Genomic DNA, 21454 nt, shown 5'->3' on the forward strand with positions numbered 1-21454 from the left:
TCACGGGGTCGTTCAGCACGACGACGCGCCACGCATCCTGCAGACGCGTCTCGGCGTCCGTCGCTAGCGCAGGTGTCGTGTGAGTTTTGGTGGCCACGGGAACAGAAAAATCAGAAGCGGTTAGAATGCCAGCGCCGTAAAAGGCCCGACGCGGACTCCGTTCCGCGCCGGCACGAACTCGCGGAGGCAAGTCGCGAACGCAAAGTGACTCGCCGTCCGGCCCGCACGGTCACGCCTTCGCGGCAACCGCGCGGACGGCAGCGGCGATGACCGCCTCGGCCTCGGCGAGCGGGACTTTCTTCACTTCCTTCTCGGCGCGCCACTTCATCTCGATGACGCCCTCCTTGAGGCCCTTGCCACCGACCGTGAGGCGCAACGGGAAACCGAGCAAATCGGCGTCCTTGAACTTCACGCCGGGACGTTCCGCGCGGTCGTCGATCAACACGTCCGCGCCTGCGGCCTCGGCGGCGGCGGCGAGCTTCTCGGCGACGCTGCTCGCAGTCGCATCCTGCGGGTCAAGGTTGGTCACCACGACCTGCCACGGCGCGACGGCCCAAGGCCAGATGATGCCGTCGGCGTCGTTCGACTGCTCGATGATCGCCTGCAGCGTGCGGCTCACGCCGATGCCGTAGCAGCCCATCACCATCAGGTGCGACTGCTTCTTGTCGTCGGTGTAGACCGCGTTGAACTTCTCGGAGTATTTCGTGCCAAGCTTGAAGATGTGGCCGACCTCGATGCCGCGGCGGACCTTGAGCGGCTTGCCGGACTTCACATCGGGCTCGCCAACGCGCACGCGACGGAAATCGCCGAACTTCGTGATCGCGAGATCGCGCGCGACGTTGACGTTGCGCAGGTGGAAACCGTCCTTGTTCGCGCCGGTCGTGCCGTTGCCGATGAGACGGATGGCGTGATCGGCGAACACGCCCGCGAGCGCGGACGGATTCTTGATCGTGCCCTTCACCGCACCGAGCGAGCCGGGTTTCGCGCCCAGCACCGGCTCGATTTCCTCGGGCGTGGCCGGACGCCAGAGCTGGAAGCCGAGCGAGCCGAGCTTCGCCTCCTCGACATCGTCGCAGCCGCGCACGATCACGACGAACGGCTTGCCGTCGCCGACGAAGACGAGCGTCTTGCATTGTTTATCGGCGGGCACCGAGTAAGGCGCGGCCTCGAGCGCCGCGATCGTCACGACGCCGGGCGTGGCGAATTCCTCGATCGCGCCGACCGGTGCCGCGTCGGCCAAATCCGCCGGCACGAGCGCGCTCGTGGCTTTTTCGCGGTTCGCCGCGTAGCCGCTCTCCTCGTTGTAGATCACGTCGTCGTCGCCGATCTCGGCGGGGACCATGAACTCGTGCGAGAAGCTGCCGCCCATGACGCCGGTGTCGGCCTCGACCGCGATCGCGACGATGCCGAGGCGCTTGAAGAACGCTTCGTAGGACGCCTTCATCGCGAGGTAGCTTTTGATCGCGCCGTCGTCGGTCGCGTCGAACGAATACGCGTCCATCATCACGAACTCGCGCGCGCGCATCAGGCCGTAGCGCGGCCGGATCTCGTTCCGGAACTTCGTGGAGATTTGGTAGAAATTCTTCGGGAGATCGCGGTAGCTCGTGATCTCGGTCTTCACGAGCGGCGTGACGACCTCCTCGTGTGTCGGGCCGAGGACGAACTCCGGCTCCTTGCTGCGGCCCTTGCCGGCGCCGGCGTGGTCGACGCGGAACATGATTTCGCGCGCCGCATTCCAGCGCGGACCTTCTTCCCACAGCTCGGCCGGATGCACGTGCGGCATCCAGACCTCGATCGCACCCGCGCGCTCGTTTTCAGGCCGCGCCCGCTCCATCTCCTCGCGGCAAATCTGCGAAATCTTCTGCATCACGCGCAGGCCGGCCGGCATGAAGGTGTAGAGACCGCCGCCGAGCTTGCGCACGAGGCCGGCGCGCACGAGCAGCTTGTGCGAGGCGATCTCGGCGTCCGCCGGGCTCTCTTTGAGCGTGGGAATGAAAGTCTGCGACCACTTCTTCATGGGAAACCCGCAACGAAACAACTCCCCCGCCCCCGCGCAATGGAATTTCCCAACCGCACACCGGCGGAGTGCGTTCTACCTCGGTCACCCTATCGAAGATGCGCGCCGTCATCGCTGCCGGCGCCAAGCGGCCTCGCACGCCCTGCGCCCTTCCGCCAGTCGCCGCCGTGGACGTCGGCGACCACCGCGCGCCGCACGACCACGGGCGCGCCTCGCGCAATCCCCGCTTGTCCCCGCAGCGCACCGTGCTTTGCTCGCGCGCTGATGAGCGCCCGCCGCAACCGCCCCGACCCGAAGCCCTGGTCCATGAAATGGATCGTGCTCGCCATCGTGATCTTCGTGGTCGGCTACACGCTCGTGAACATCTACTACCGGAAGCCCGGCCCGGCCTTCCGCCCCTACGAGGACATGAACAAGCGCGCCACCACCGCGCGCCTCCTCAACGCCGGCTGGCAAAAACTTCCTGTCGAGCTCACACGCCCGGCGAACAAACCCGGTTTCAGCATCGCCGCCTCCGTCGCGCGCGCCGGCGCCGGCCTCGGCACCGAGCTCGAAGCGTCGTTCGCCGAAAAACCACGCCTCCTCGCCACCATCGACAAGGTCACCGCGCCGACCGAGGTCGCGCGCGGCTCGGCTTACTCCGTGTTCTTCACGGCGAGTTTGTCCGACCAAAGCTACCAGGTCGGCCACCTCGAAGCGCTGCTGCGCGGCAACGAGATCGTGCTCATCCCCACGCTCGAGCGCCTGCCGAGCAAATTGCTCAGCCGCTGGGAGGACGCCGACTATTGCGCGAGCGTGCCGACCGACCGCTTGTCACCGGGTCGTTACACGATCCGACTCGCGGCACACGGACCGGCAGCGCAGTGGACCTTCAACGTCCGCTGACGCGCGGAAGCGCGACGCGCTATTGACGCGCCGGGCGCGATGCCCGAAGAAATGCGCCAAGAAAAAATGTCCACCGGCGCCGACATCAAGCCCACCGACCTCCGCGGCATCCTGAAATACGTTCCGCGTTACCAGGATCAGATCTTCGTCATCGCCATCGACGGCGCGATCGTCTCCGACGAGAACTTCGGCAACATCCTCCTCGACGTCGCAGTGCTCCGCTCGCTCGGCATCAAGGTCGTCATCGTCCACGGCATCGGCCGCCAGATCGAAGAGCTCTCCGCCCTGCGCAAAGTCACGATCACCGACTCCATCGGCACCGGCGTCACCGACGCGCCGACGCTCGACCTCGCCATCCGCGCCGCGGGCCGCGTCACGCACCTCGTGCTCGAGGAGCTTTCGCAGAACAACCTGAAGGCCGCGCTCACCAACGCCGTCCGCTCGGTGCCGCTCGGCATCCTGCGCGGCGTCGACCATCAGCTCACCGGCCGCGTCGACCGCATCGACAAGGAGTTCCTCCTCCAGCTCATCGGCTCCGGCGTCGTCCCTGTGGTCAACCCCATCGCCTTCGATCGCGACGGCCGCCCGCTGCGCGTGAACTCCGATCTCCTCGCCGCCGAGATCGCCGAGGTGCTCCAGGCCACGAAGATCATCTTCTTCTCGCCCTGCCGCGGCCTCGAGATCAACGGCACCTTCAAACAGCAGATCAACGTCGACCTCCTCCGCGATCTCGTCGCCAAAGATCCGGAAGCGATCAACGAGCCCATGCGCTCCAAAGCCGCGCACGCCGTGAAAGCCATCGAGACCGGCACGCCGCGCGTTCACCTGCTCGACGGCCGCATGATGGACGGCCTGCTGACCGAAATTTTCTCCAACGAAGGCGTCGGCACGCTCATCCACGGCAACGAATACCAGCAGATCCGCCTCGCCCGCAAAGGCGACGTGCGCGCCATCTACAACCTCACCCGCTCGGCCGTGAAGCGCGAGGAACTCGTCTTCCGCACCCAGCAGGCGATCGAGAAGAACATCGAGAACTTCTACGTCTACGAGATCGACGAGAACATCATCGCCTGCACCTCCGTCGCGCTCTACCCGGACAAGTCCGACACCGCCGAGATCGGCTCGGTCTACGTCATGCCTTTCTACCACCACCGCGGCATCGGTCGGAAGATGATCGAGTTCGGCCTCAAGCTCGCCAAGGAGCGCGGCGCCGAGAAGGTCGTCGCGATGTCGACGCAGGCCTTCACGTTTTTCACCTCGGTCTGCGGCTTCGTCGAAGCCGACAAGGACGCCCTGCCTGATTCGCGTCTAAAGACTTACGAGGAAAGCGGCCGCAATTCGAAGATTCTGGTCAAGGATCTCGTCTGAATCTCCCGGCGTCGCGTTTCAGCGCAGCGCCGAGAATCGCCCGCCTGCCGCGTCCACTTCGTCGCGGGAGGTGACACGCACGCTCAGCGAAGCCACAGCCGACTCGGGGAATCCCGCGGCGAGCATCCGTTTTTTCAGGGCGGACACGAACCGCGCCTGCTCGGTATCCCAAAATGCGCGCCGCTCCGCTTTGCTGCGGCAGACGAGCCACACGAAGAAATCGTCCGCCTCGCCGCCGCGCGGCGCGACGACCTCATGGTCGATCACTGGACACGCCGAGCCGATCTGCTCGCGCGCCAACGCGTCGAGGCACTCGCCCATTCGCCGCGTCCACTGACCGGATTCACCCGCCATCGCCCGCGCCGCGTCAGTTGACGCCGAGCAATTCGATTTCGAAAATCAGCGCGGAATTCGGCGGAATCTTGCCGCCTGAGCGCATTCCATAGCCCAGTGCCGGCGGCAAGTAGACCTTGAACTTGTCGCCGACGGACATGAGCTGCAGCGCCTCGACCCAACCCGGCACGAACTGCGTGAGCGGCATCTCGATCGGCTGGCCGCGCTGCACGGACGAATCGAAGACCGTTCCATCGATCAACGTGCCGTGATAGTGCACGCGCACCTTGTCCGTCGCCTTCGGCTTCGCGCCGCCGAAACCTTTCTTCAGCACCTCGTATTGGAGACCGGAAGCGGTCGTCTTCACGCCGGCGCGCGTCTTGTTCTTGGCCAGAAAATCGTTCGCCGCCTGGAGATTCACCTTCCCTTGCGCCTCCATCTCGGCGGCGAGCTTGCGCTGGTGTTCCTCGAACGCGGCCTGGATGAGCTTTTCGTCGAGGCGCGTCTTCTGACCGCCGACCGCGTCCTGCACGCCGGCCGCAAACGCCGCTTGGTCGAACTTTAGCGCCGGTTGCCGCGCGATGTTCGAGCCGATCTGGTAACCCATGCCGTAGCTCACGCGCTGATCGGCCGTTTCCAAACCTTTGGCGGAAGCCTTGGCATCGGCTTTCTTCTCGCCGCAACCGGCGAGCGCGAATGTCAGTGCGAGGAGCGAGACGGGAGCGAGCAGCGAGGTCGTCTTCATGGGAAAACGCGAGCGAACCAACCGCCCGCGGAAAGACAAGCCGCCGTTCAACGCGCCTCGGGTGGCAACATCTCGAAGGTGGCCACTTCCTTCACCGTCAGCGGTCGCTCGAGAAACCCGAGTTCGCCGAGCAACTTCAGCTGCGTCTCGAGTCGCGCCGCCGTGAGCTGGCCCATTTTTTCGCCGCGCGCCGGGTCGCCGAGCACGAGTTGGTAATCCTTCATCGCCTTGATGCTGTAGGCGAAGAAGTCGTCCGTCAGGTCCGGGCGCGCGGCCTTGATCAGGTTGTTTCCCGGCGTCGGATCGCCGGTCAGGTAATCGGTCCAACCGCGGAGGCTGGCGCGCACGAAGCGGCGGACGATGTCGGGATTCTCGATCAGGAATGCATCGCTCGTGAAGATCGCGCGATACGGTTCGTATTCGCCGGGCCGCGCGATCAGCAGCGCTCCGGCATCGGCGCCCCGTTGCCGCACGAAGAACGGCTCGTTCGTGACGAAGCACTGCTGGATGAACTTCTTGTCGCTCATAAAACGAGCGAGGTCGCCCACGAGCGGCTGGATGTTGAAATGGATGCCGAGCTTCTTTTGCGCGAGCTGCAGCCAGATCGAACCGGCGCCCGCCATGATCGTCTTGCCGTCGAGATCGCGCAGCGAGCGGATCGGATTCTCGGCGTGAAAAAGGATGCCCTGCGCGTCGCGTTGCATCTCCGCCGCCACCATCTTGATCGGCACGCCGCGTCCGACCGCGACGATCACGTCGTCGCCGTTCGTCATGCCGAGCTGCGCGCGACCGGTGGCGACGGCGGCCATGACCTGCGCGTTCGGGCCGCCTTTCACGATTTCGACGTCGAGTCCCTCCGCCGCGTAGTAACCCTTCGCGACCGCCTGGTAATAGCCGCCGTGCTCGGGCTGCGGAAACCAGTCGGTCTGGAAGCGAATCTTGATGCGGCCGTTGGCGTCGGCCGTGGCGGTTTTCTTGCCGCAGCCCGTGACGAGCACGAGCGAAAGGAGCGCGAGGAGGAGCGTGGAGAGGCGCATGTCAGTGATCGTTGCGTTCGAAGGAATCGTGCCAGTGGTGCAGCAATGCCCAATTCAGGAACGACACCGCCGCGACGAACACGAAGCCGAGCAGGCAGCTCGTCAGCGCCGTCGCGAACAGGGCGGGGATCTTGATCTGGGTGTTGTAGCTGTAGACGAGAAAACCGAGCCCGCCCGACCCACCCGAGGCGTTGCCGACCATGTATTCGCCGAAGATCGCGCCGATCGGCGCCAGCGTCGCCGCGATGCGCAGCCCCGCCAGATAATACGGCAGCGCCGACGGCATCCGGAGCAGCAGCAGCTCCTGCACGCGACTGGCGTTGCACATGCGGAAGAGCGCCACGTGGTTCATGTCGGTCGAAAGCAGCCCCTGCGTCGTGTTCGCCACGATGGGGAAAAACGAGATGAGCCACGTGATCGTGATGATGCCCGGCATGCCCGGCCCGGCCCACAGCACGATGATCGGCGTCAGCACGATCACCGGAGTCATCTGCAGCACCAGCAGCCACGGATAGAGCGAGAGGCGCAGCGAGTTCGACACGCCAAGCACCAGCGCCATCGCGAGACCGAGCACCGCCGCGAGCAAAAAACCCGCCGCCGCGCCGAGCGCCGTGGCGCCCACCGCGGAGATCAACCGCGCTTTCTCGCGCCACGCCGCCTCCAAAATCTCCACTGGCGTCGGCAAAATCCAGCTCTGCAAGCCCGTCGCCGCGCGCACGGCATACCAGATGGCGAAGAACACCGCGCCAGTCACGACCGGCAGCAGCCACTGCTTAAACAGCGACTCGCGTCTCATGCCCGCGCCTCCGTTTCGACTTCGTGCAGCACGCGCGTCACCTCGTTCACCTTCGCGGCGAACTCCGCCGTCTCGCGCAGCGCCGCGCGCCGCGGATAACCGAACTCCACGCGCACTTCGCGATGGATGCGACCGGGATGCGCCGACATCACGACGATCCGATTCGAGAGAAACACCGCCTCCGCCACGGAGTGCGTCACGAACACCGCCGAAAACGGCGACTGCTCGCGCAACGTCAGCAACTCCTCGTTCAACCGGTGCCGCGTCATCTCGTCGAGCGCACCGAACGGCTCGTCGAGCAGCAGCAATTCCGGCGCGAGCGTGAGCGCCCGCGCGATCGACACGCGCATCTTCATGCCGCCCGACAGCTGACGCGGGTAATAATCCCGCACCTTCGCCAACCCGACGAGCTCCAGGAATTTTTCCGCCTGTGCCGCGCGTTCCGCCTCCGACGCCCGACGCAAGCGCAGCGGTATTTCCACGTTCTGTCGCGCCGTGAGCCACGGCAGCAGCGTCGCATCCTGGAAAATGAACACCTGGCGGTCGCGCGCCTGCCGCGGTGCCTTGCCGAGCACGCGCACGTCGCCTTCCGTCGTCGGACTCAGTCCCGAGATCAGCTTCAACACCGTCGACTTTCCGCAACCGCTCGGCCCGATCAGACTCACGAAATCGTCGCGGGCGATGTCGAGGTCGATCCCATCGAGCACGAGCGGCCCGTCGCCGTAGCGCTTCCGGACCGAGGCGAGTTTGACGATGGGCGCGGGGCCGTCCATGAAACGGCCAGTGGATACAACCGGAAGCAAAACGCCAGTTCCTTTGCCCTTCGCCGGCTGGCAAGCCATGGCGCCCGACCTCGCCACGCAGGAAGTCGCCCGCCGTATCGCCGCGCTCCCCTCCCCGCTCCGCTCCGCCGCGCTGGCTTGGCAGGCCGATGAAGCGCAACTCTCCGCCGCGCTCGCGCGCGACACCGGACCGTTGCGCGGCCTTCCCTACCTTGCCAAGGACCTGTTCGACGTCGCGGGCGTGCCCACGCGCGCCGGCTCCGCGTTCTTGGCGGATGTGCGTGCGACGCCCGGCGACAGCGCGCTCGTGCGTCGTCTGCGCGAACAAGGTGCAGTGCTCGCGGGGAAAACCCACATGGTCGAATTCGCCGCCGGCCTCACCGGCGAAAACCGCACCTACGGCGACTGCCCGCATCCGCGCTTGGCCGATCGGCTCGCCGGCGGCTCCAGCAGCGGTTCCGCGGCGCTCGTGGCCGCGGGCGTGGCGCCCTTTGCGCTCGGCTCCGACACCGGCGGCTCGGTGCGCGTGCCGGCGGCGTTCTGCGGGTTGTATGGATTTCGTCTCACGCCGGGCGATGCATTCGTGCGCGACGCTTTTCCACTCTCGCCGACGTGCGACACCGCCGGCTGGTTCACCGCGTTTCCGCAGGATCTGGCGACCCTGAACCGTGCGTTGCTCGGAGTCGGCGCAGGCGCGGATCGCGCGCCGCGCGGCGGTTTCCTTCGCGCCGGGAAGATTCTTCCGGGCGTCGATTCCGTGCTCGACGACGCGTGCGCCCGCGCCGCCGCCCAACTGGCCACGCCGCTGGCCGCCGAATGCGAACAGGCTCTGCTCGCAACCTGGACGAACGCCGTGGACGCCTACACCACGCTCGTCACGCATGAGGCCTTCACGATTCACGAGCCGTGGCTCGGTCGATTTCGCGACCGCTACGATCCCGGCATCTGGCAGCGGTTCGTCAAGGCCGGCCAGACCACGCCAGAGCAGCTCGCGGCGGCGCGCGCGATCTTTGCCGTCGTGCGCGAGTCGTTCAGCGCGTTGTTCCGCGAGATCGATTTTCTCGCTTTGCCTTGCGCGCCGGTGCCCGCGCCGACGAAAGCGCAATGCACGCCCGAGACACGGCGCGCGATCCTGACGTTCACGGCGCCAGCTTCGCTGGCCGGATTGCCGGTGATGACGGTTCCGGTCGAGCTGCCGAACGGCCTGAGTGCCGGTCTGCAAATCGTTGCACCGCGCGTCAGCAGCCCGGTCTTCGAATGGATCCTAGCGCGCTGCGCCGAACAATGACGTCGCGTTGCCGCCCATGACGGCGGCCCACGCCTCGCGCGAAAGATTCGCCCGCGCTTCGCCCGCAAAACGCGCCAGGCCGCTCCCCGCATCATCGCGCGGAAACAGGCGCAACGGATAGTCCGAACCGAAGAGCAATCGCTCCGCGCCCACCGCCGTGACCGCGCGCTGCCACGCCGTCGCATCGTAGAGCAACGGCGAGGCGGCGGTGTCGAACCACACGTTCGCCAGCGCGCGACTGGCCGGATCGAACGCCATGCCCCCGCCCCAATGTGCGAGCACGAAACGCGTTTCCGGCAGCTCCCGCGCCCAGCGCGCGAAGTCATCCAACGGCGTCGCGACCCAGCCGTCGTAGCGGCGGCTCGCGGGATCGGTGACGTGCAGGTTCACCGGCAACTTCAGTTCGCCCGCGCACTGTAGCAATTCGGTCACCCGCGGATCGTCACTCGCGAGGCCCTGCGAATGCGGCGAGAGTTCACCGACGCCGCAGAAACCCGCGTCGCGCGCGCGGCGCAATTCCGCGAGGTCGTCCGGATGCACCGCGGCGCAGGCCGCGAGGCGGTCCGGGTGTGCGCGGACACAGCGCTCGTAGAAGCGATTCTGCGCGGCGCACGTCGCCGGTTTTTCCCAATACCAACCGAGCAACACCGAGCGGTCGATCCGCGCCGCATCCATGTCGCGCAACAACTCATCCACGCTCGGGAACAACTGCACCGGCGCCCCGTTCTGGCGGCGGCGCGTGCAAAGGCGCGCCCAATGCGTCTCGCCGCGAGCCGCCGCCCACGCCTCAGGGTCGGCCGCGACTTCCGGCGGATAGAGGTGCACGTGCGCGTCGACGTTCGGCATAAAAACCGGCTGGTTCTCTAGCCGCCGACCTGCACTCTCGGAAAGCTCAATCTGCCCATGCTCGCTCGCTTGTTTCAGTTCGAACGCCACCGCACCACCGCGGCCCGCGAAATCCAGGCCGGCATCACGACGTTTGCCGCGATGGCCTACATCCTCGCGGTGAACCCCGCGATCCTCGCCGCCGCCGGCATCCCGCGCGGTGGACTCGTGACCGTCACCGCGCTCGCCGCGGCGGCGAGCACGTTGATCATGGGGCTCGTGACGAACTTCCCGCTGGCGCTCGCGCCGGGTATGGGAATCAACGCCTACTTCGCGTTCACCGTGTGCCTCGGACTCGGCGTGCCGTGGCAATCGGCGCTCGGCCTCGTGTTCGTGAACGGTCTCGCGTTCCTCGCGCTCTCCGTTTCCGGCATCCGCGAGAAGATCATCAACATCATCCCGTTTCAGCTGAAGATGGCGATCACGTGCGGCGTGGGCCTCTTCATCGCTTTCATCGGATTGAAGAACGGCGGACTCGTCGTCGCGGACGCAAACACGCTCGTGACGCACGGCAACCTCGGGGCACCGTCCGTGCTGCTGTTTTTCGCCGGCCTGCTGCTGACGATCATCCTCGTCACGCGCAACGTCCCAGGCGCGATCATCCTCTCGATCCTCGGCATCACGCTCGCGGGCCTCGTCATTCCTGACGGCAAGGGCGGACATCTCACCAACTGGCCCGAACACGTCGTGTCGCTGCCGGCGTCGATGGGCGACACGTTCCTCAAGCTCAACTTCGACTACTTCACGCAGGACCCGGTCAAGGCGACGACGGTCGTCCTCACGCTGCTGCTCATCGCGCTGTTCGACAACATCGGCACGCTCGTCGGCGTGGCGCAGCGCGCGGGTTTGCTCGATGCGGAGGGCAAATTGCCCGGCGCGGGCAAGGCGCTGATCTCGGACTCGATCGGCGTGATCCTCTCGTCTCTCTTCGGCACGTCGAACGTCGTCAGCTACGTCGAGTCCGCTTCGGGTGTCGCCGCGGGAGGCCGCACCGGACTCGTGAGCGTGACCGTCGCGATGTTGTTTCTCGGCGCGCTGTTCTTCACGCCGTTGATCCTCGCCGTGCCGGCGGTCGCGACCGCGCCAGCGCTCGTGGTGGTCGGTATCTTCATGTTCCAATCCGTGGCGGATCTGAACTTGAAGGATTTCCACGAAGCTGCGCCGGCGTTCCTGATCATCCTGGGCACGCCACTCACGTTCAGCATCGCCGAAGGCATCGGGCTCGGCCTGCTGGCGTTCGCTCTGGTTTATCTTTTCACCGGCCGCGCTCGCCAGGTTTCGTGGTTGATCTACGTGCTCGCCGCGATCTTCGGCGCGCATCTGTTCCGCGATCTCTTCGCGCGCTTCTTCTAAGGTTTCATCACCGCGCGGACGACGAGCAACGGCGTGCTCGTCGCGTGGCGCACCGCGTCGATCGTGCTGCCGTGGATGAGGTCACCGAGCAGCCGGTGGCCGTGCGAAGCGAGGGCGATAAGGTCGCAGTGTTCGGCTGCGGCCGCGCGAACGATCTCGGCCGGCGGATTGCCCAGCGCAAGCTGCGTCGTGACCACTAGCCCGGCGCTCTGCAGTTCGCCCGCGCAGCGGGCAAGGTAGTCTCGGTCCGCGCGCATCTCATCGGATTCGCTGAGCTTGAGCTGCTCGAAGTTGCGCGCGGCCCAGCCATCGGCGACGTGCAGGAGCAGGAGCTCCGACCCGAGCTTGCCCGCGAGTTCGGCGATGTGCGGGAGCAGGGTCGCGTCGGCGCGGCCGTTTTCGAGGGCGACGAGGATCTTGCGATACATGGTCAGGACGCGACGAAGTCGTAGAGGAGTTTGGCGTTCAGCGCCACGATGATCGCGGAGACCGCCCACGCCGCGTATTTGACCCAGGCCGGATTCACGAACTCGCCCATCTTGACGCGATCGCTCGTGAACTGGACGAGCGGAATCACGGCGAAGGGCAACTGCAAGCTCAGCACCACCTGCGAGAACACCAGCAGCTTCGCTGTGCCGCTCTCGCCATAAAGTCCGGCGACGATCGCCGCGGGGATGATCGCGAGCGCCCGCGTGATCAGGCGGCGCAGCCAGGGGCGAAGGCGCAGATTGAGAAACCCCTCCATCACGATCTGGCCGGCCAGTGTGCCGGTAAGCGTGGAATTCTGCCCCGAAGCGAGCAGCGCCACGGCGAAGATCGTGCTCGCCGCGCCGACGCCGAGCATAGGGGTGAGCAATTTGTAGGCGTCCTGGATCTCCGCGACCTCGTGGTTGCCCGCCTTGTGAAACACCGCGGCGGAGACGATCAGGATCGAGGCGTTGATGAACAGCGCGAACATCAGCGCGAGCGTCGAGTCGATGGTGGCGAACTTGATCGCCTCGCGTTTGCCCGCAGGCGTCGGCTCGTATTTGCGCGTCTGGACGATCGACGAATGCAGGTAGAGATTGTGCGGCATCACGGTCGCGCCGAGGATGCCTATCGCGATGTAGAGCATCTCCGGATTCGTGAGGATTTGCGTCGTCGGCAGAAAGCCGCCGAGCACCTCGCGCACATCGGGCCGCGAGAAAAGTATTTCCAAGCCGAAACACAGACCGATCAACGTCACAAGCGATACCACGACCGCCTCGAGATAGCGAAAGCCGCGATGTGCGAGGAAAAGCACCAGCATGACGTCGAGCGCCGTAAGGATCACGCCCCACAGCAACGGAATGTGGAACAGCAGATTCAGCGCGATCGCCGTCCCGATGACTTCGGCGAGATCGCAGGCGCAGATCGCGATTTCGCAGAGGAACCACAGTGCATTCGAAATCGGCCGCGGGTAGTGGTCGCAACACGCCTGCGCGAGGTCGCGGCCGGTGGCGATGCCGAGCTTCGCGCACAGCGACTGCAGCAGGATCGCCATCAGGTTCGAGAGCAGGATGACGCTCAGCAGGGTATAGCCGAACTGCGATCCGCCCGCGAGATCGGTGGCCCAGTTGCCCGGGTCCATATATCCCACCGCCACCAAGTAGCCCGGCCCAGAGAACGCGAGAAGCTTGCGCCAGAAACTCGCACCCGCCGGCACGGACACGGTGCCGTGCGCCTCGGGCAGGCTGCGCGCGGCGCGAGAGTGCCGCCAGCCGGCCTCGGATTGAGATGATGCGGTTTCGGTGTCCATCGGCGGAACGGCAGCGAAACGGCAAAACGCAGGAGCGCAAGACAGATTTAGTCTTTCCTAATTTTCACTGCCTGCGCGAATACCGCCCTGCCATTCAGCTGCCAGCTCCCCAGTTTCCCCGCGTGATCAAAACGCCCAGACGAACCGCAAAGCGGGATACCAGTCGGGTGCCGCGCGATTGACGCCTGCGTAAAGCGCCGCGTCCCACGAGAACTTCTCAGTCATTTGCCAGACGATCCCCAGTCCCGATTGCGTCGCCCATCGCCCGCGACCGCCGGCGGCGCTCGCAGTCGTTTCCCAATACCAGCTCCAGCGCTTGTTCAGCGTGCGCGCGAAGACCGCGTAGCCGGCCCACCAGTCCTCCCGCGCGCCCGCGCCATTGTCGAGCCAATCGACCTCGGCCTGCGCGGAGAACGACCAGGCTTCGTCCAGCGGACGATAGAACGGCACGATCACACCGAACTGCGAAACGGTCGGCCGCAAGCGGGACGACACGGTGTCGCGAAACTGATAGTAAGGCAGCAACGCCAGCGCGGTTCCGTCGGCCGCCTCCCAGAATTTCCACTTCGCGCGCACATAGACGCCGCCGGTGCCGCGCACGCACTCGTCCACACCCGCGCCGGAGGAATCCTCGTCGCGCCAGCTCTCGATCCCGATCTGCACATCGACGTTTTCCATCACTCCGGTGGTGAGCTGCGCCACCGCCAGCGAAACGCTGCGCGTGCGCACGCCATCCCGGGCCGGCGTATAGCGATCGTAGGCGCCGGTCGCGAGGTCGGTCTCCACCAGCCACTCGCCGCGCGCGACGGTTTGCGGCGCATCGGTGAACTGCGCCGCCAGTCGCGTGGACGAGAATCCGGTCGCAACAAGCAGGAAAAAGAGACGAGCAGCAGGGCGCATATTTCCCATATCGGCACGGCCGATGGCAGGCTGGAGGCACATGATAAGTGCCGTTCCTGAATGCAACCTGAACTTCGTCGTCCTCCCGCGACGGCATGCTTTTCGCCCTTGCCGCGCGTTCGCACCTCGGGCGACATGCCTGACATGTCCCAGAGCTTCGCGCGCTTCGTCTTCCTCGGCACGCTGCTCTTCTTCGCCGCCTTCTTTCTCTGGCCGATCGCCCAGATCCTTCGCGGCGGTTTCGTCGACGCCGACGGACATCTCACACTCGCCTACATCGCCGCCCTGCTCCGCGATCCCATCTATGTCGGAGCGCTCGCCAATTCGTTTCTCCTCGCGCTGACCACCACTGCGCTGGCTCTCGGGATCGCGCTGCCGCTCGCGGTGGTCACCGATCGCTACGCCTTTCCTTTCAAAAACCTGCTCGGTGCCCTTGTGCTTGTGCCGATGATTCTGCCGCCCTTCGTGGGGGCCATCGGCATCAAGCAAATCCTCGGTCAATCCGGTGCGCTCAACAGCCTGATCATCGCGCTGGGCCTGCGTCCGTCGGGCTGGGCCTTCGACTGGCTCGGCGCCAACCAGTTTCTCGGCATCGCACTCGTCAACGCTTTGGCGCTCTACCCGATCATCTACCTCAACGCCGTCGCCGCACTCGCCAACATCGATCCCGCCCTCGAGGAAGCCGCGACCAACCTCGGTTGCACGGGCCTGCGCCGCTTCCGCAAGATCACGCTGCCGCTCATCACGCCGGGGCTCTTCGCCGGAGGAACGATCGTCTTCATCTGGTCCTTCACCGACCTCGGCGTGCCGCTCATCTTCGACTACGCGCGGGTCACGCCGGTCCAGATTTTTCACGGGCTGAAGGACATTGGCGGCAACCCGTTCCCCTTCGCGCTCGTGGCGATCACGCTCGCCGCCTCCGTCGCCATCTACGCGCTCGGGAAAGGCCTCTTCGGCCGCCAGAGCCACGCCATGATGGCCAAGGCCACGCACGCCGGCGGACCGCGCGCGCTCCACGGCTTCGCCGCCTGGGCGGCGACGACGCTGTTCGCGGGCGTGACGCTCGTCGCCGTGCTGCCGCATCTCGGCGTGATCGCCGTGGCCTTCTCGCGCGAGTGGTATGGCACCGTGCTCCCGCAGCACCTCACGACGGAGAATTTCCAACTCGCGCTCGGCCACGACCTCACCGTTCCCGCCATCGCCAACAGCCTCAAATACGCGAGTGCCGCCACGATCATCGACCTCCTCCTCGGCACCGCCCTCGCCTACGTCATCGTGCGCTCCCGCATCGCCGGCCGCGCGGTGCTCGATTTTCTCGCCATGCTGCCGCTCGCCGTGCCCGGCCTCGTGCTGGCCTTCGGCTACCTCGCCATGAGTCAGGAAGGAAAGTTCTTTTCCTTCCTCAACCCCATCGCAAATCCGACGCTCCTCTTGATCATCGCCTACTCCGTCCGCCGCCTGCCCTATGTGGTGCGCTCGGCCGCCGCCGGATTCCAACAAACCAGCGAGACGCTCGAAGAAGCCGCGCAAAACCTCGGCTGCCCGCCGCTCAAGGCGACAGTCAAGATCACGCTCCCGCTCATCCTCGCCAACCTCATCGCCGGCGGACTGCTCGCGTTCTCCTTTGCGATGCTCGAGGTGTCCGACTCGCTCATCCTCGCGCAGAAGCAGGCCTTTTATCCGATCACCAAGGCCATCTACGAGCTCTTCCAACTGCTCGGCGACGGCAAGTTCCTCGCCTCCGCACTCGGCGCGTGGGCCATGGCCTTCCTCGGCATCACCATCGCCGGGCTCGGCATCCTGCTCGGCCGCAAGCTCGGTGCCATCTTCCGCGTCTAGTCCGCGCGGTCCTTCGCTCCCGCCGCCTGCGGCAGCACGAAACCCAACGCCGCCACCGCCAACCCGAGCGCCGCGGTGAACAGGAAATAGCGCCCGCCTTCGTGCAGGCCCAGCGCCGCGATCAGCACCGGCGCGAAGCCCGCAAGAATCCGCCCGAGATTATACGCCGCGCCGGACAGCGTCGTGCGATACCGCGCAAACACTTCGTTGAAATACGCGCCCATCAATCCGAACGGCACGCCGTTCAACAACGGCAGGCTGAGTGCGAAAAACAAACTGCGCCCCGTCCACGTCCACTGCCAGCACGCCAGCGACAGCGCCGTCAAACCCGCCGCGTAGAGCCACAGCGCGCGCGTCACGCCCACCCGACCGACCAGCCACGCACCGAACGCCATGCCCGGCGCGACGTTCAACCAAAACAGCGCCGTGAACCAAGGCGACTGCGGCAGCTCACGCGCATAGAAGACGTTCATCGTGCCGCTCGCGATCGTCAGGCTGGCCATCGCGAAGCAGACGACGAACGCGCCGCCCTGCGACCGCCATACCGCGCGCGCCGCGTCGGGCGATTTCTTCTCCTCCACCACCGGCTCCGCCAGCGCCCGCCACCGCCACAGCGCCAAACCCGCCACGGGCACAAGCGACGCCGCGAACAGCGCGCGCCACCCGACGATCGGCAATGCGAAACGCGCCGCCATCGCCGCGAGCAGCCCGCCGAGGATCGAAAACTGAAGCCAGGCCGAGAACCGATACCGCGTTGCGCCCGCCACCCGCTCGGCGAGATACGTGTGACTGATTCCCCACTCCGCCCCGAGCGCGAGCGACGCGAGCAACCGGAACGCCAGCAGGCTCCCCGCACTCCAAGCGAGACTGATGCCCGTGATGCCAGCGCCATAAAGCGCGAACGTCGCCAGCATCGCACGACCACGTCCCACGCGATCGGCCAGAAACCCGAAGATCAGCGAACCGACACCGACGCCCGCGAGTCCCGCAAACTGCAGCCAACTGCTCTGCGTCGGCGTCAGCGCAAACTCGTCCGCCAGCGCGCGCTCGAGATAGACGAACAGGTAAAGGTCGTAGTAATCGAAGAACAGTCCGACGAACGCCGTCCAGTAGATCGTCGCTGGCGACGGAGCGGCGCGCGCGGTCACGACTTCACCTTTGCCCGGAAATCGCCGCCCTCTTCCCATCGGCCCGCCTTCATCGTCTGCGCGACCGACGCGTCCTTGAGCAGCGCCTGCGCCGGACCGTTGATCGACTCGCGCGCCAACACCGCCTCGGCGCAACGCACCGCCGCCTCCGCGCGCCCTGCGCCGAGGTGCGCGTGCCCGAGCGCCACCAGCGTTTCCAGCTCGTCCGGCTCCAGTTCTCGCAACGCCTCGAACGCAAACACCGCCGTCTCGTGCCAGCCGAGTGCGCTTGCCGCGTTGCCGAGCAATCGCAACCCCGGCGCACTCGCCGGATCGGCATCCAGCATCTTCTGCGCGCTCGCCAGCGCCTTCGCCGGATCCTTGGCCAGCGCGGAATTCCCGCTGAGCAGAAACGGCGCCGTGGAAACGCTGCCGAACGCCTTCGCGAAAAAACCGCCCTTGCCCGCGCCGCCTTTTTTGAGCTGCGCCGCGCGCTGGAGTTTCCGCACCGGCAGGCAACCGGGCGCGACCGCCAGCACGTCGCGCGCGAGTTCGATCGTGTAATCGAAATTGCCGCGCTCGAAAGCCGTCCGCGCACTCTCCACGAGTTTCTGCAACCGGGGCTCGAGCGACGCGACGGATTGTTCAGCCATGGCAGCGGGATGCCAGCGCGGCGCGCCGCACGCAAGCGCAGCTTACAGCACCTCGAGATCGCTGCGCGTCGCCTGCTCGAGCCGCGCCAGCGCCGCGCCGACGATTTCGTCGGTCGGCCCTTCGACCAGCAGGCGCAGCTTCGGCTCGGTGCCCGAGTAGCGCACGAGCACGCGGCCGCTGCTGCCCAGCTCACGCTCCAGCGCGGCGATCGTGGCGGGCAATGTCGGCAGGCGATCCAACGGTTTCTTTTCGCGCACCTTGAGCGCGGCGGTGACTTGGGGAAATTTCCGCAGCTGACGCCGCAGCTGGGAAAGCGGCTGGCCGGTCGCGAGCATGACTTCGAGAACCTTGAGCGCGGCGACGAGGCCATCGCCGGTCGGCGACACATCCGCGCAAATCACATGGCCCGACGATTCGCCACCGAGCGTGGCGTGGTCCGCGAGCATGCGCTCGATCACGTAACGGTCGCCCACGGGCGTCCGCGCGACCTTGCCGCCCGCAGCCGCCAACGCCGCGTCGACGCCAAGATTGCTTTGCACCGTGATCACGAGCTGCCCGTGCGCGAGCCGGCCACACTTCAACGCATGCAAGGCGAGCACCGTAAGAATCTCGTCGCCGTCGAGGACGTCGCCGTTTTCGTCGCACAGGATGCAGCGATCCGCGTCGCCGTCGTGCGCGATGCCGAGGCGCGCACAGTGCGCCTGGACCGCCGCGGCCATTTGCTCCGGGTGCTGACTGCCGACCGCGGCGTTGATGTTGTTGCCGTCGGGTGAGCAACCGATCGTCACGACGTCCGCGCCGAGTTGCGTGAGCACCGCGTGGCTGGTGTGACACCCGGCGCCGTTCGCCGCGTCGAGCACAACTTTCCAACCGCGCAACGCGCCGACCGGCAGCAGCCGCACGGCGGTCGCGATGTAGAGCGAACGCGCGTCAAAATTCTCCAGCGCACCGTGCGCCAGCGCCGACGCGTCCGGCAGCAACGCTTCGATGCGCGACTCCTCGTCGTCGGTGAGCTTGATGCCGGTCGGACCGAAAAACTTGATGCCATTGTCCGCGGCGGGATTGTGCGAGGCGGTGATCACTACGCCGAACGCCGCCGGCGCGGACCGCAGCGCGAGGCTCACGGCCGGCGTCGGCACGATGCCAAGGCTCACCGGTTTGAACCCTTCCGCCGCCAGCCCGCCGGCGAGGGCGGCCTCGAGGCTCGCGCCGGACGCACGCGTGTCGCGCCCGATGTAGACGACCGACGACGCAGCTCCGTTCTCCCGCGCAAACCGCGCCGCGGCCGCGCCGAGCCGCCAGGCGAATGCCTCGTTCATCGTCGCGCTGCCGTAGGCACCGCGCACGCCGTCCGTGCCGAAATACTTCCGCGAACCCATCCCCTACGAACGATAGAATTCGCGAGTGTCGGCAATCTTTTTGGCGACCGCTCCGCCGAACAGCAGTTCGCGCGCGACCGGCACGCCGCTGCGCAGGTCCGGCTGACGCCCGGCGATCCACAAGCCCATCGCGGCCACCGCCACGATCGTGTCCATGAGCCCGCGCGGTGCCTTTCCGGCAAGAATCGCTTCGGTGAGCGCGCGGTTGGTCGCGACGTCGCCGCCGATCAAGTCGGCAAACGGCGCGCGTTCCAAGCCGAAGTCCGCTGGCGTCCAGTTGGCGGTGGCATTTTTCAGGCGGCCGACGCCGGCCACGAGATTGTCGGTCGCGGTCGTCCATTCGTCGATGCCGCGCCCCGGCTCGATGACGCCGTGCGCCACGATGCCAGCGGGGCAATCGAGGGCGGCGAGAGTCGTCGCGAATTTCTCCACCAACGCCGGCGCGTAGACGCCGAGCATCACGTGCGCAGGCCGGCCGGGGTTGATGAGCGGACCGAGGATGTTGAAGATCGTGCGCTGGCCGCGCGCAGCGAGCGCCTTGCGGGCGGGAGCGATGTGCTTGAACGTCGGGTGATACGCGGGCGCGAAGAAGAAACAGAAGCCCAGCTCGCGCAGCGCGGCGCGCGTCTTTTCCGGCGAGGCCTGGAGATCGAGGCCGAACGACGCCATGAGGTCGGCGCTACCGCATTTCGAAGTGATGCCGGCATTGCCGTGCTTCATCACCGGCACGCCCGCAGCGGCGAGCGTGAGCGTGACGAGCGTCGAGACGTTGAAACCGCCCGCGTGGTCGCCGCCGGTGCCGACGATGTCGAGCGCGCGCGGCGCCCACTCCTGCACGCCGGGATCGCGCGCGACTTCGCGATAGGTGCGGGCGAAGGCGGCGATTTCCTCGGCGGTTTCGCCCTTGGCGGCGAGCGCGGCGAGAAAATCGATCTTCACGACCTCGGCGATGTCGGGACTGGCCAGCGCGAGTGCGGCGGAGCGCGCGTCGACGGGGGTGAGGTCGCGACGCGCGTGGAGTTCGGGTGTCAGTTGCTCGAGCAACATCGGCGCGCATCAAAGGCGGAGCGCCCGCGGGACGGCAAAGCATAATTCTCGACACGCCCCGACGGTTGGCGAACGCTCGCTCTGTGTTTCGTCGAATTCCGGGTCGCCTCCTGTCTGTCATAGCCGCCTGCGTCGCGTTGAGCGTCGCGCACGCCGCCGAGCCGGCGTCGAAAAAAAGAGCGCCGCGCGAGCCGGCGCCCAAACCGGTCGCCGAGCTGAGTGCGACCGACGCGATCGTGCTCGGCGTCGTGGAAGGCGTGACGGAGTTCCTGCCGATCTCTTCGACCGGACACCTGATCATCGCGAGCCAGATGCTCGGCCTGGAATCGGACAAGCCGTTGACGAATGCCGCGGGCGAACCGCTCTGGCATAAGAAGCCGTCCGAGAAACACCCGGAGGGCGAGCCGCTCACGCTGAAGCTCGCAGCGGACACTTACACGGTCGTCATCCAAGTCGGCGCGATCCTCGCCGTGGTTTTCATGTATTGGTCGCAGCTTGTGAACATGCTGCTCGGCCTGTTCGGGCGGAGCAGTTCGGGTTTCCGCCTGCTGCGGAATGTGCTGCTGGCCTTCGTGCCAGTCGCGGTGATCGGTCTGCTGCTGCACGATCTGATCGACAAATACCTGTTTTCGATCGGAGCCGTGGTGGCGGCCCAGATCGGCGGTGCGCTGCTCATGCTTTGGGCCGAGCGCTGGCGGAAAAAGAACTCCGGCATCGGTTTCTCGAAATCCGATCCGGCCGACATGAGCCAGGGGAAGGCAGTCGGCATCGGTTTCGCGCAGTGCCTGGCGCTGTGGCCGGGCACGAGTCGCTCGATGGTGACGATCGTCGGCGGCTATTTGGCGGGACTGACGCCGGTGAAGGCGGCGGAGTTCAGCTTTTTGGTCGGCTTGCCCACGCTCGCCGGCGCGGCGGTCTACAAGTCCTACAAGTCCGGCGCGGCGATGATCGAGGTTTTCGGTTGGTCCAGCGTGCTGCTGGGCTGCGTCGTGGCCGCGGTTTCGGCCGCGCTAGCCGTGAAATTCTTCGTGCGCTTCCTGTCCCGCAACGGCCTCGCGCTGTTCGCGTTTTACCGCATCGCGGTGGCGGTGGTGTTGGCCGCTTTCTACCTGTTCTAAGGCTGCGTCAGCCCGGGCAGTTAAACGTCTTGACGGGGTCGCAGGCCGAACCTTACCTCCTCGACCTTCCAACCAAAACTAGCGGCCAGTCCACGCGTCGGGCCGCACTACTCAATCACTTACC

At 66.3% G+C, this 21454-nt stretch carries 20 protein-coding genes; 6 read left to right on the forward strand and 14 right to left on the reverse strand.

The window, feature by feature from the left end; all coding sequences use genetic code 11:
* Positions 1 to 229: 229 nt before the first annotated feature.
* Entirely contained in the window at positions 230 to 2017 is a 1788-nt protein-coding gene (locus KF715_02135) for a proline--tRNA ligase (protein MBX3735462.1), read from the reverse strand.
* A 264-nt stretch (positions 2018 to 2281) separates the two neighbouring features.
* Between KF715_02135 and KF715_02140 the strand changes: the two genes are divergently transcribed.
* Together KF715_02140 and argA are read left to right on the forward strand one after the other, a co-directional pair.
* Positions 2282 to 2902 carry a hypothetical protein gene (locus KF715_02140; protein ID MBX3735463.1) on the forward strand — a complete coding sequence of 207 codons (621 nt, stop codon included), beginning with the start codon at positions 2282 to 2284 and terminating at the stop codon, positions 2900 to 2902.
* Between the two features lie 39 nt (positions 2903 to 2941).
* Positions 2942 to 4270: an amino-acid N-acetyltransferase gene (argA, locus tag KF715_02145; protein MBX3735464.1), complete on the forward strand. Its 1329-nt coding sequence runs from the start codon at positions 2942 to 2944 to the stop codon at positions 4268 to 4270.
* A gap of 18 nt (positions 4271 to 4288) precedes the next feature.
* On the opposite strand, the gene KF715_02150 is transcribed toward argA, so the two are convergent.
* Genes KF715_02150 through KF715_02170 form a run of 5 tightly spaced genes read right to left on the reverse strand, consistent with a single transcriptional unit; the run spans position 4289 to position 7954 of the window.
* Positions 4289 to 4591, reverse strand: coding sequence for a hypothetical protein (locus KF715_02150; GenBank protein MBX3735465.1), 303 nt, complete (start codon positions 4589 to 4591; stop codon positions 4289 to 4291).
* Between the two features lie 46 nt (positions 4592 to 4637).
* Complete coding sequence (locus tag KF715_02155) at positions 4638 to 5348, reverse strand: FKBP-type peptidyl-prolyl cis-trans isomerase (protein ID MBX3735466.1); 711 nt, start codon at positions 5346 to 5348, stop codon at positions 4638 to 4640.
* 47 nt (positions 5349 to 5395) lie between these two features.
* A complete protein-coding gene (locus tag KF715_02160) occupies positions 5396 to 6385 on the reverse strand; it encodes an ABC transporter substrate-binding protein (GenBank protein MBX3735467.1) in 990 nt (329 codons plus the stop codon).
* A 1-nt stretch (position 6386) separates the two neighbouring features.
* Positions 6387 to 7181 (reverse strand): ABC transporter permease subunit, encoded by a 795-nt coding sequence (locus tag KF715_02165; GenBank protein MBX3735468.1) that lies wholly within the window; start codon positions 7179 to 7181, stop codon positions 6387 to 6389.
* The gene (locus KF715_02170) at positions 7178 to 7954 is read right to left on the reverse strand and encodes an ABC transporter ATP-binding protein (GenBank protein ID MBX3735469.1); all 777 of its coding nucleotides are present in this window, start codon (positions 7952 to 7954) and stop codon (positions 7178 to 7180) included. Before KF715_02170 ends, KF715_02165 begins: the two co-directional genes overlap by 4 nt.
* A 67-nt stretch (positions 7955 to 8021) precedes the next feature.
* Between KF715_02170 and KF715_02175 the strand changes: the two genes are divergently transcribed.
* The gene (locus KF715_02175; protein MBX3735470.1) at positions 8022 to 9251 is read left to right on the forward strand and encodes an amidase; all 1230 of its coding nucleotides are present in this window, start codon (positions 8022 to 8024) and stop codon (positions 9249 to 9251) included.
* Here the strand turns inward: KF715_02175 and KF715_02180 are convergent.
* The gene (locus tag KF715_02180) at positions 9228 to 10097 is read right to left on the reverse strand and encodes an amidohydrolase (GenBank protein MBX3735471.1); all 870 of its coding nucleotides are present in this window, start codon (positions 10095 to 10097) and stop codon (positions 9228 to 9230) included. The genes KF715_02175 and KF715_02180 overlap by 24 nt on opposite strands.
* A gap of 57 nt (positions 10098 to 10154) precedes the next feature.
* On the opposite strand from KF715_02180, the gene KF715_02185 reads away from it, so the two are divergent.
* Positions 10155 to 11489, forward strand: coding sequence for an NCS2 family permease (locus tag KF715_02185; protein MBX3735472.1), 1335 nt, complete (start codon positions 10155 to 10157; stop codon positions 11487 to 11489).
* Here the strand turns inward: KF715_02185 and KF715_02190 are convergent.
* The 3 genes from KF715_02190 to KF715_02200 all read right to left on the reverse strand — a co-directional run bounded on the left by KF715_02190 (position 11486) and on the right by KF715_02200 (position 14166).
* Complete coding sequence (locus tag KF715_02190) at positions 11486 to 11917, reverse strand: universal stress protein (protein MBX3735473.1); 432 nt, start codon at positions 11915 to 11917, stop codon at positions 11486 to 11488. The two genes, KF715_02185 and KF715_02190, sit on opposite strands and share 4 nt — an antisense overlap.
* 2 nt (positions 11918 to 11919) lie before the next feature.
* The gene (locus KF715_02195) at positions 11920 to 13266 is read right to left on the reverse strand and encodes an Nramp family divalent metal transporter (GenBank protein MBX3735474.1); all 1347 of its coding nucleotides are present in this window, start codon (positions 13264 to 13266) and stop codon (positions 11920 to 11922) included.
* A 126-nt stretch (positions 13267 to 13392) separates the two neighbouring features.
* On the reverse strand, positions 13393 to 14166 hold the full coding sequence (locus KF715_02200) for a transporter (protein MBX3735475.1): 774 nt from the start codon (positions 14164 to 14166) through the stop codon (positions 13393 to 13395).
* Between the two features lie 144 nt (positions 14167 to 14310).
* Between KF715_02200 and KF715_02205 the strand changes: the two genes are divergently transcribed.
* Positions 14311 to 16005 carry an iron ABC transporter permease gene (locus KF715_02205; protein ID MBX3735476.1) on the forward strand — a complete coding sequence of 565 codons (1695 nt, stop codon included), beginning with the start codon at positions 14311 to 14313 and terminating at the stop codon, positions 16003 to 16005.
* On the opposite strand, the gene KF715_02210 is transcribed toward KF715_02205, so the two are convergent.
* From KF715_02210 to trpD, 4 genes are all read right to left on the reverse strand, one after another.
* Entirely contained in the window at positions 16002 to 17153 is a 1152-nt protein-coding gene (locus tag KF715_02210) for an MFS transporter (protein ID MBX3735477.1), read from the reverse strand. The genes KF715_02205 and KF715_02210 overlap by 4 nt on opposite strands.
* Positions 17150 to 17671: a hypothetical protein gene (locus KF715_02215; GenBank protein MBX3735478.1), complete on the reverse strand. Its 522-nt coding sequence runs from the start codon at positions 17669 to 17671 to the stop codon at positions 17150 to 17152. The genes KF715_02210 and KF715_02215 overlap by 4 nt, the downstream gene beginning before the upstream one ends.
* Before the next feature lie 156 nt (positions 17672 to 17827).
* On the reverse strand, positions 17828 to 19165 hold the full coding sequence (gene glmM, locus KF715_02220; GenBank protein MBX3735479.1) for a phosphoglucosamine mutase: 1338 nt from the start codon (positions 19163 to 19165) through the stop codon (positions 17828 to 17830).
* Between the two features lie 3 nt (positions 19166 to 19168).
* A complete protein-coding gene (gene trpD / locus KF715_02225; GenBank protein MBX3735480.1) occupies positions 19169 to 20212 on the reverse strand; it encodes an anthranilate phosphoribosyltransferase in 1044 nt (347 codons plus the stop codon).
* Between the two features lie 83 nt (positions 20213 to 20295).
* On the opposite strand from trpD, the gene KF715_02230 reads away from it, so the two are divergent.
* Positions 20296 to 21330 (forward strand): undecaprenyl-diphosphate phosphatase, encoded by a 1035-nt coding sequence (locus KF715_02230; GenBank protein ID MBX3735481.1) that lies wholly within the window; start codon positions 20296 to 20298, stop codon positions 21328 to 21330.
* The last annotated feature ends 124 nt before the right edge of the window (positions 21331 to 21454 follow it).

It is taken from the genome of Candidatus Didemnitutus sp. (assembly GCA_019634575.1).
Lineage (GTDB): Bacteria > Verrucomicrobiota > Verrucomicrobiia > Opitutales > Opitutaceae > Didemnitutus.

Excerpts from the sequence above, each read along its gene's own strand:
- KF715_02135 (MBX3735462.1), bottom strand. The coding sequence starts at position 2,017 with ATGAAGAAGTGGTCGCAGACTTTCATTCCCACGCTCAAAGAGAGCCCG.
- KF715_02140 (MBX3735463.1), top strand. The coding sequence starts at position 2,282 with ATGAGCGCCCGCCGCAACCGCCCCGACCCGAAGCCCTGGTCCATGAAA.
- argA (MBX3735464.1), top strand. The coding sequence starts at position 2,942 with ATGCCCGAAGAAATGCGCCAAGAAAAAATGTCCACCGGCGCCGACATC.
- KF715_02150 (MBX3735465.1), bottom strand. The coding sequence starts at position 4,591 with ATGGGCGAGTGCCTCGACGCGTTGGCGCGCGAGCAGATCGGCTCGGCG.
- KF715_02155 (MBX3735466.1), bottom strand. The coding sequence starts at position 5,348 with ATGAAGACGACCTCGCTGCTCGCTCCCGTCTCGCTCCTCGCACTGACA.
- KF715_02160 (MBX3735467.1), bottom strand. The coding sequence starts at position 6,385 with ATGCGCCTCTCCACGCTCCTCCTCGCGCTCCTTTCGCTCGTGCTCGTC.
- KF715_02165 (MBX3735468.1), bottom strand. The coding sequence starts at position 7,181 with ATGAGACGCGAGTCGCTGTTTAAGCAGTGGCTGCTGCCGGTCGTGACT.
- KF715_02170 (MBX3735469.1), bottom strand. The coding sequence starts at position 7,954 with ATGGACGGCCCCGCGCCCATCGTCAAACTCGCCTCGGTCCGGAAGCGC.
- KF715_02175 (MBX3735470.1), top strand. The coding sequence starts at position 8,022 with ATGGCGCCCGACCTCGCCACGCAGGAAGTCGCCCGCCGTATCGCCGCG.
- KF715_02180 (MBX3735471.1), bottom strand. The coding sequence starts at position 10,097 with ATGCCGAACGTCGACGCGCACGTGCACCTCTATCCGCCGGAAGTCGCG.
- KF715_02185 (MBX3735472.1), top strand. The coding sequence starts at position 10,155 with ATGCTCGCTCGCTTGTTTCAGTTCGAACGCCACCGCACCACCGCGGCC.
- KF715_02190 (MBX3735473.1), bottom strand. The coding sequence starts at position 11,917 with ATGTATCGCAAGATCCTCGTCGCCCTCGAAAACGGCCGCGCCGACGCG.
- KF715_02195 (MBX3735474.1), bottom strand. The coding sequence starts at position 13,266 with ATGGACACCGAAACCGCATCATCTCAATCCGAGGCCGGCTGGCGGCAC.
- KF715_02200 (MBX3735475.1), bottom strand. The coding sequence starts at position 14,166 with ATGCGCCCTGCTGCTCGTCTCTTTTTCCTGCTTGTTGCGACCGGATTC.
- KF715_02205 (MBX3735476.1), top strand. The coding sequence starts at position 14,311 with ATGTCCCAGAGCTTCGCGCGCTTCGTCTTCCTCGGCACGCTGCTCTTC.
- glmM (MBX3735479.1), bottom strand. The coding sequence starts at position 19,165 with ATGGGTTCGCGGAAGTATTTCGGCACGGACGGCGTGCGCGGTGCCTAC.
- trpD (MBX3735480.1), bottom strand. The coding sequence starts at position 20,212 with ATGTTGCTCGAGCAACTGACACCCGAACTCCACGCGCGTCGCGACCTC.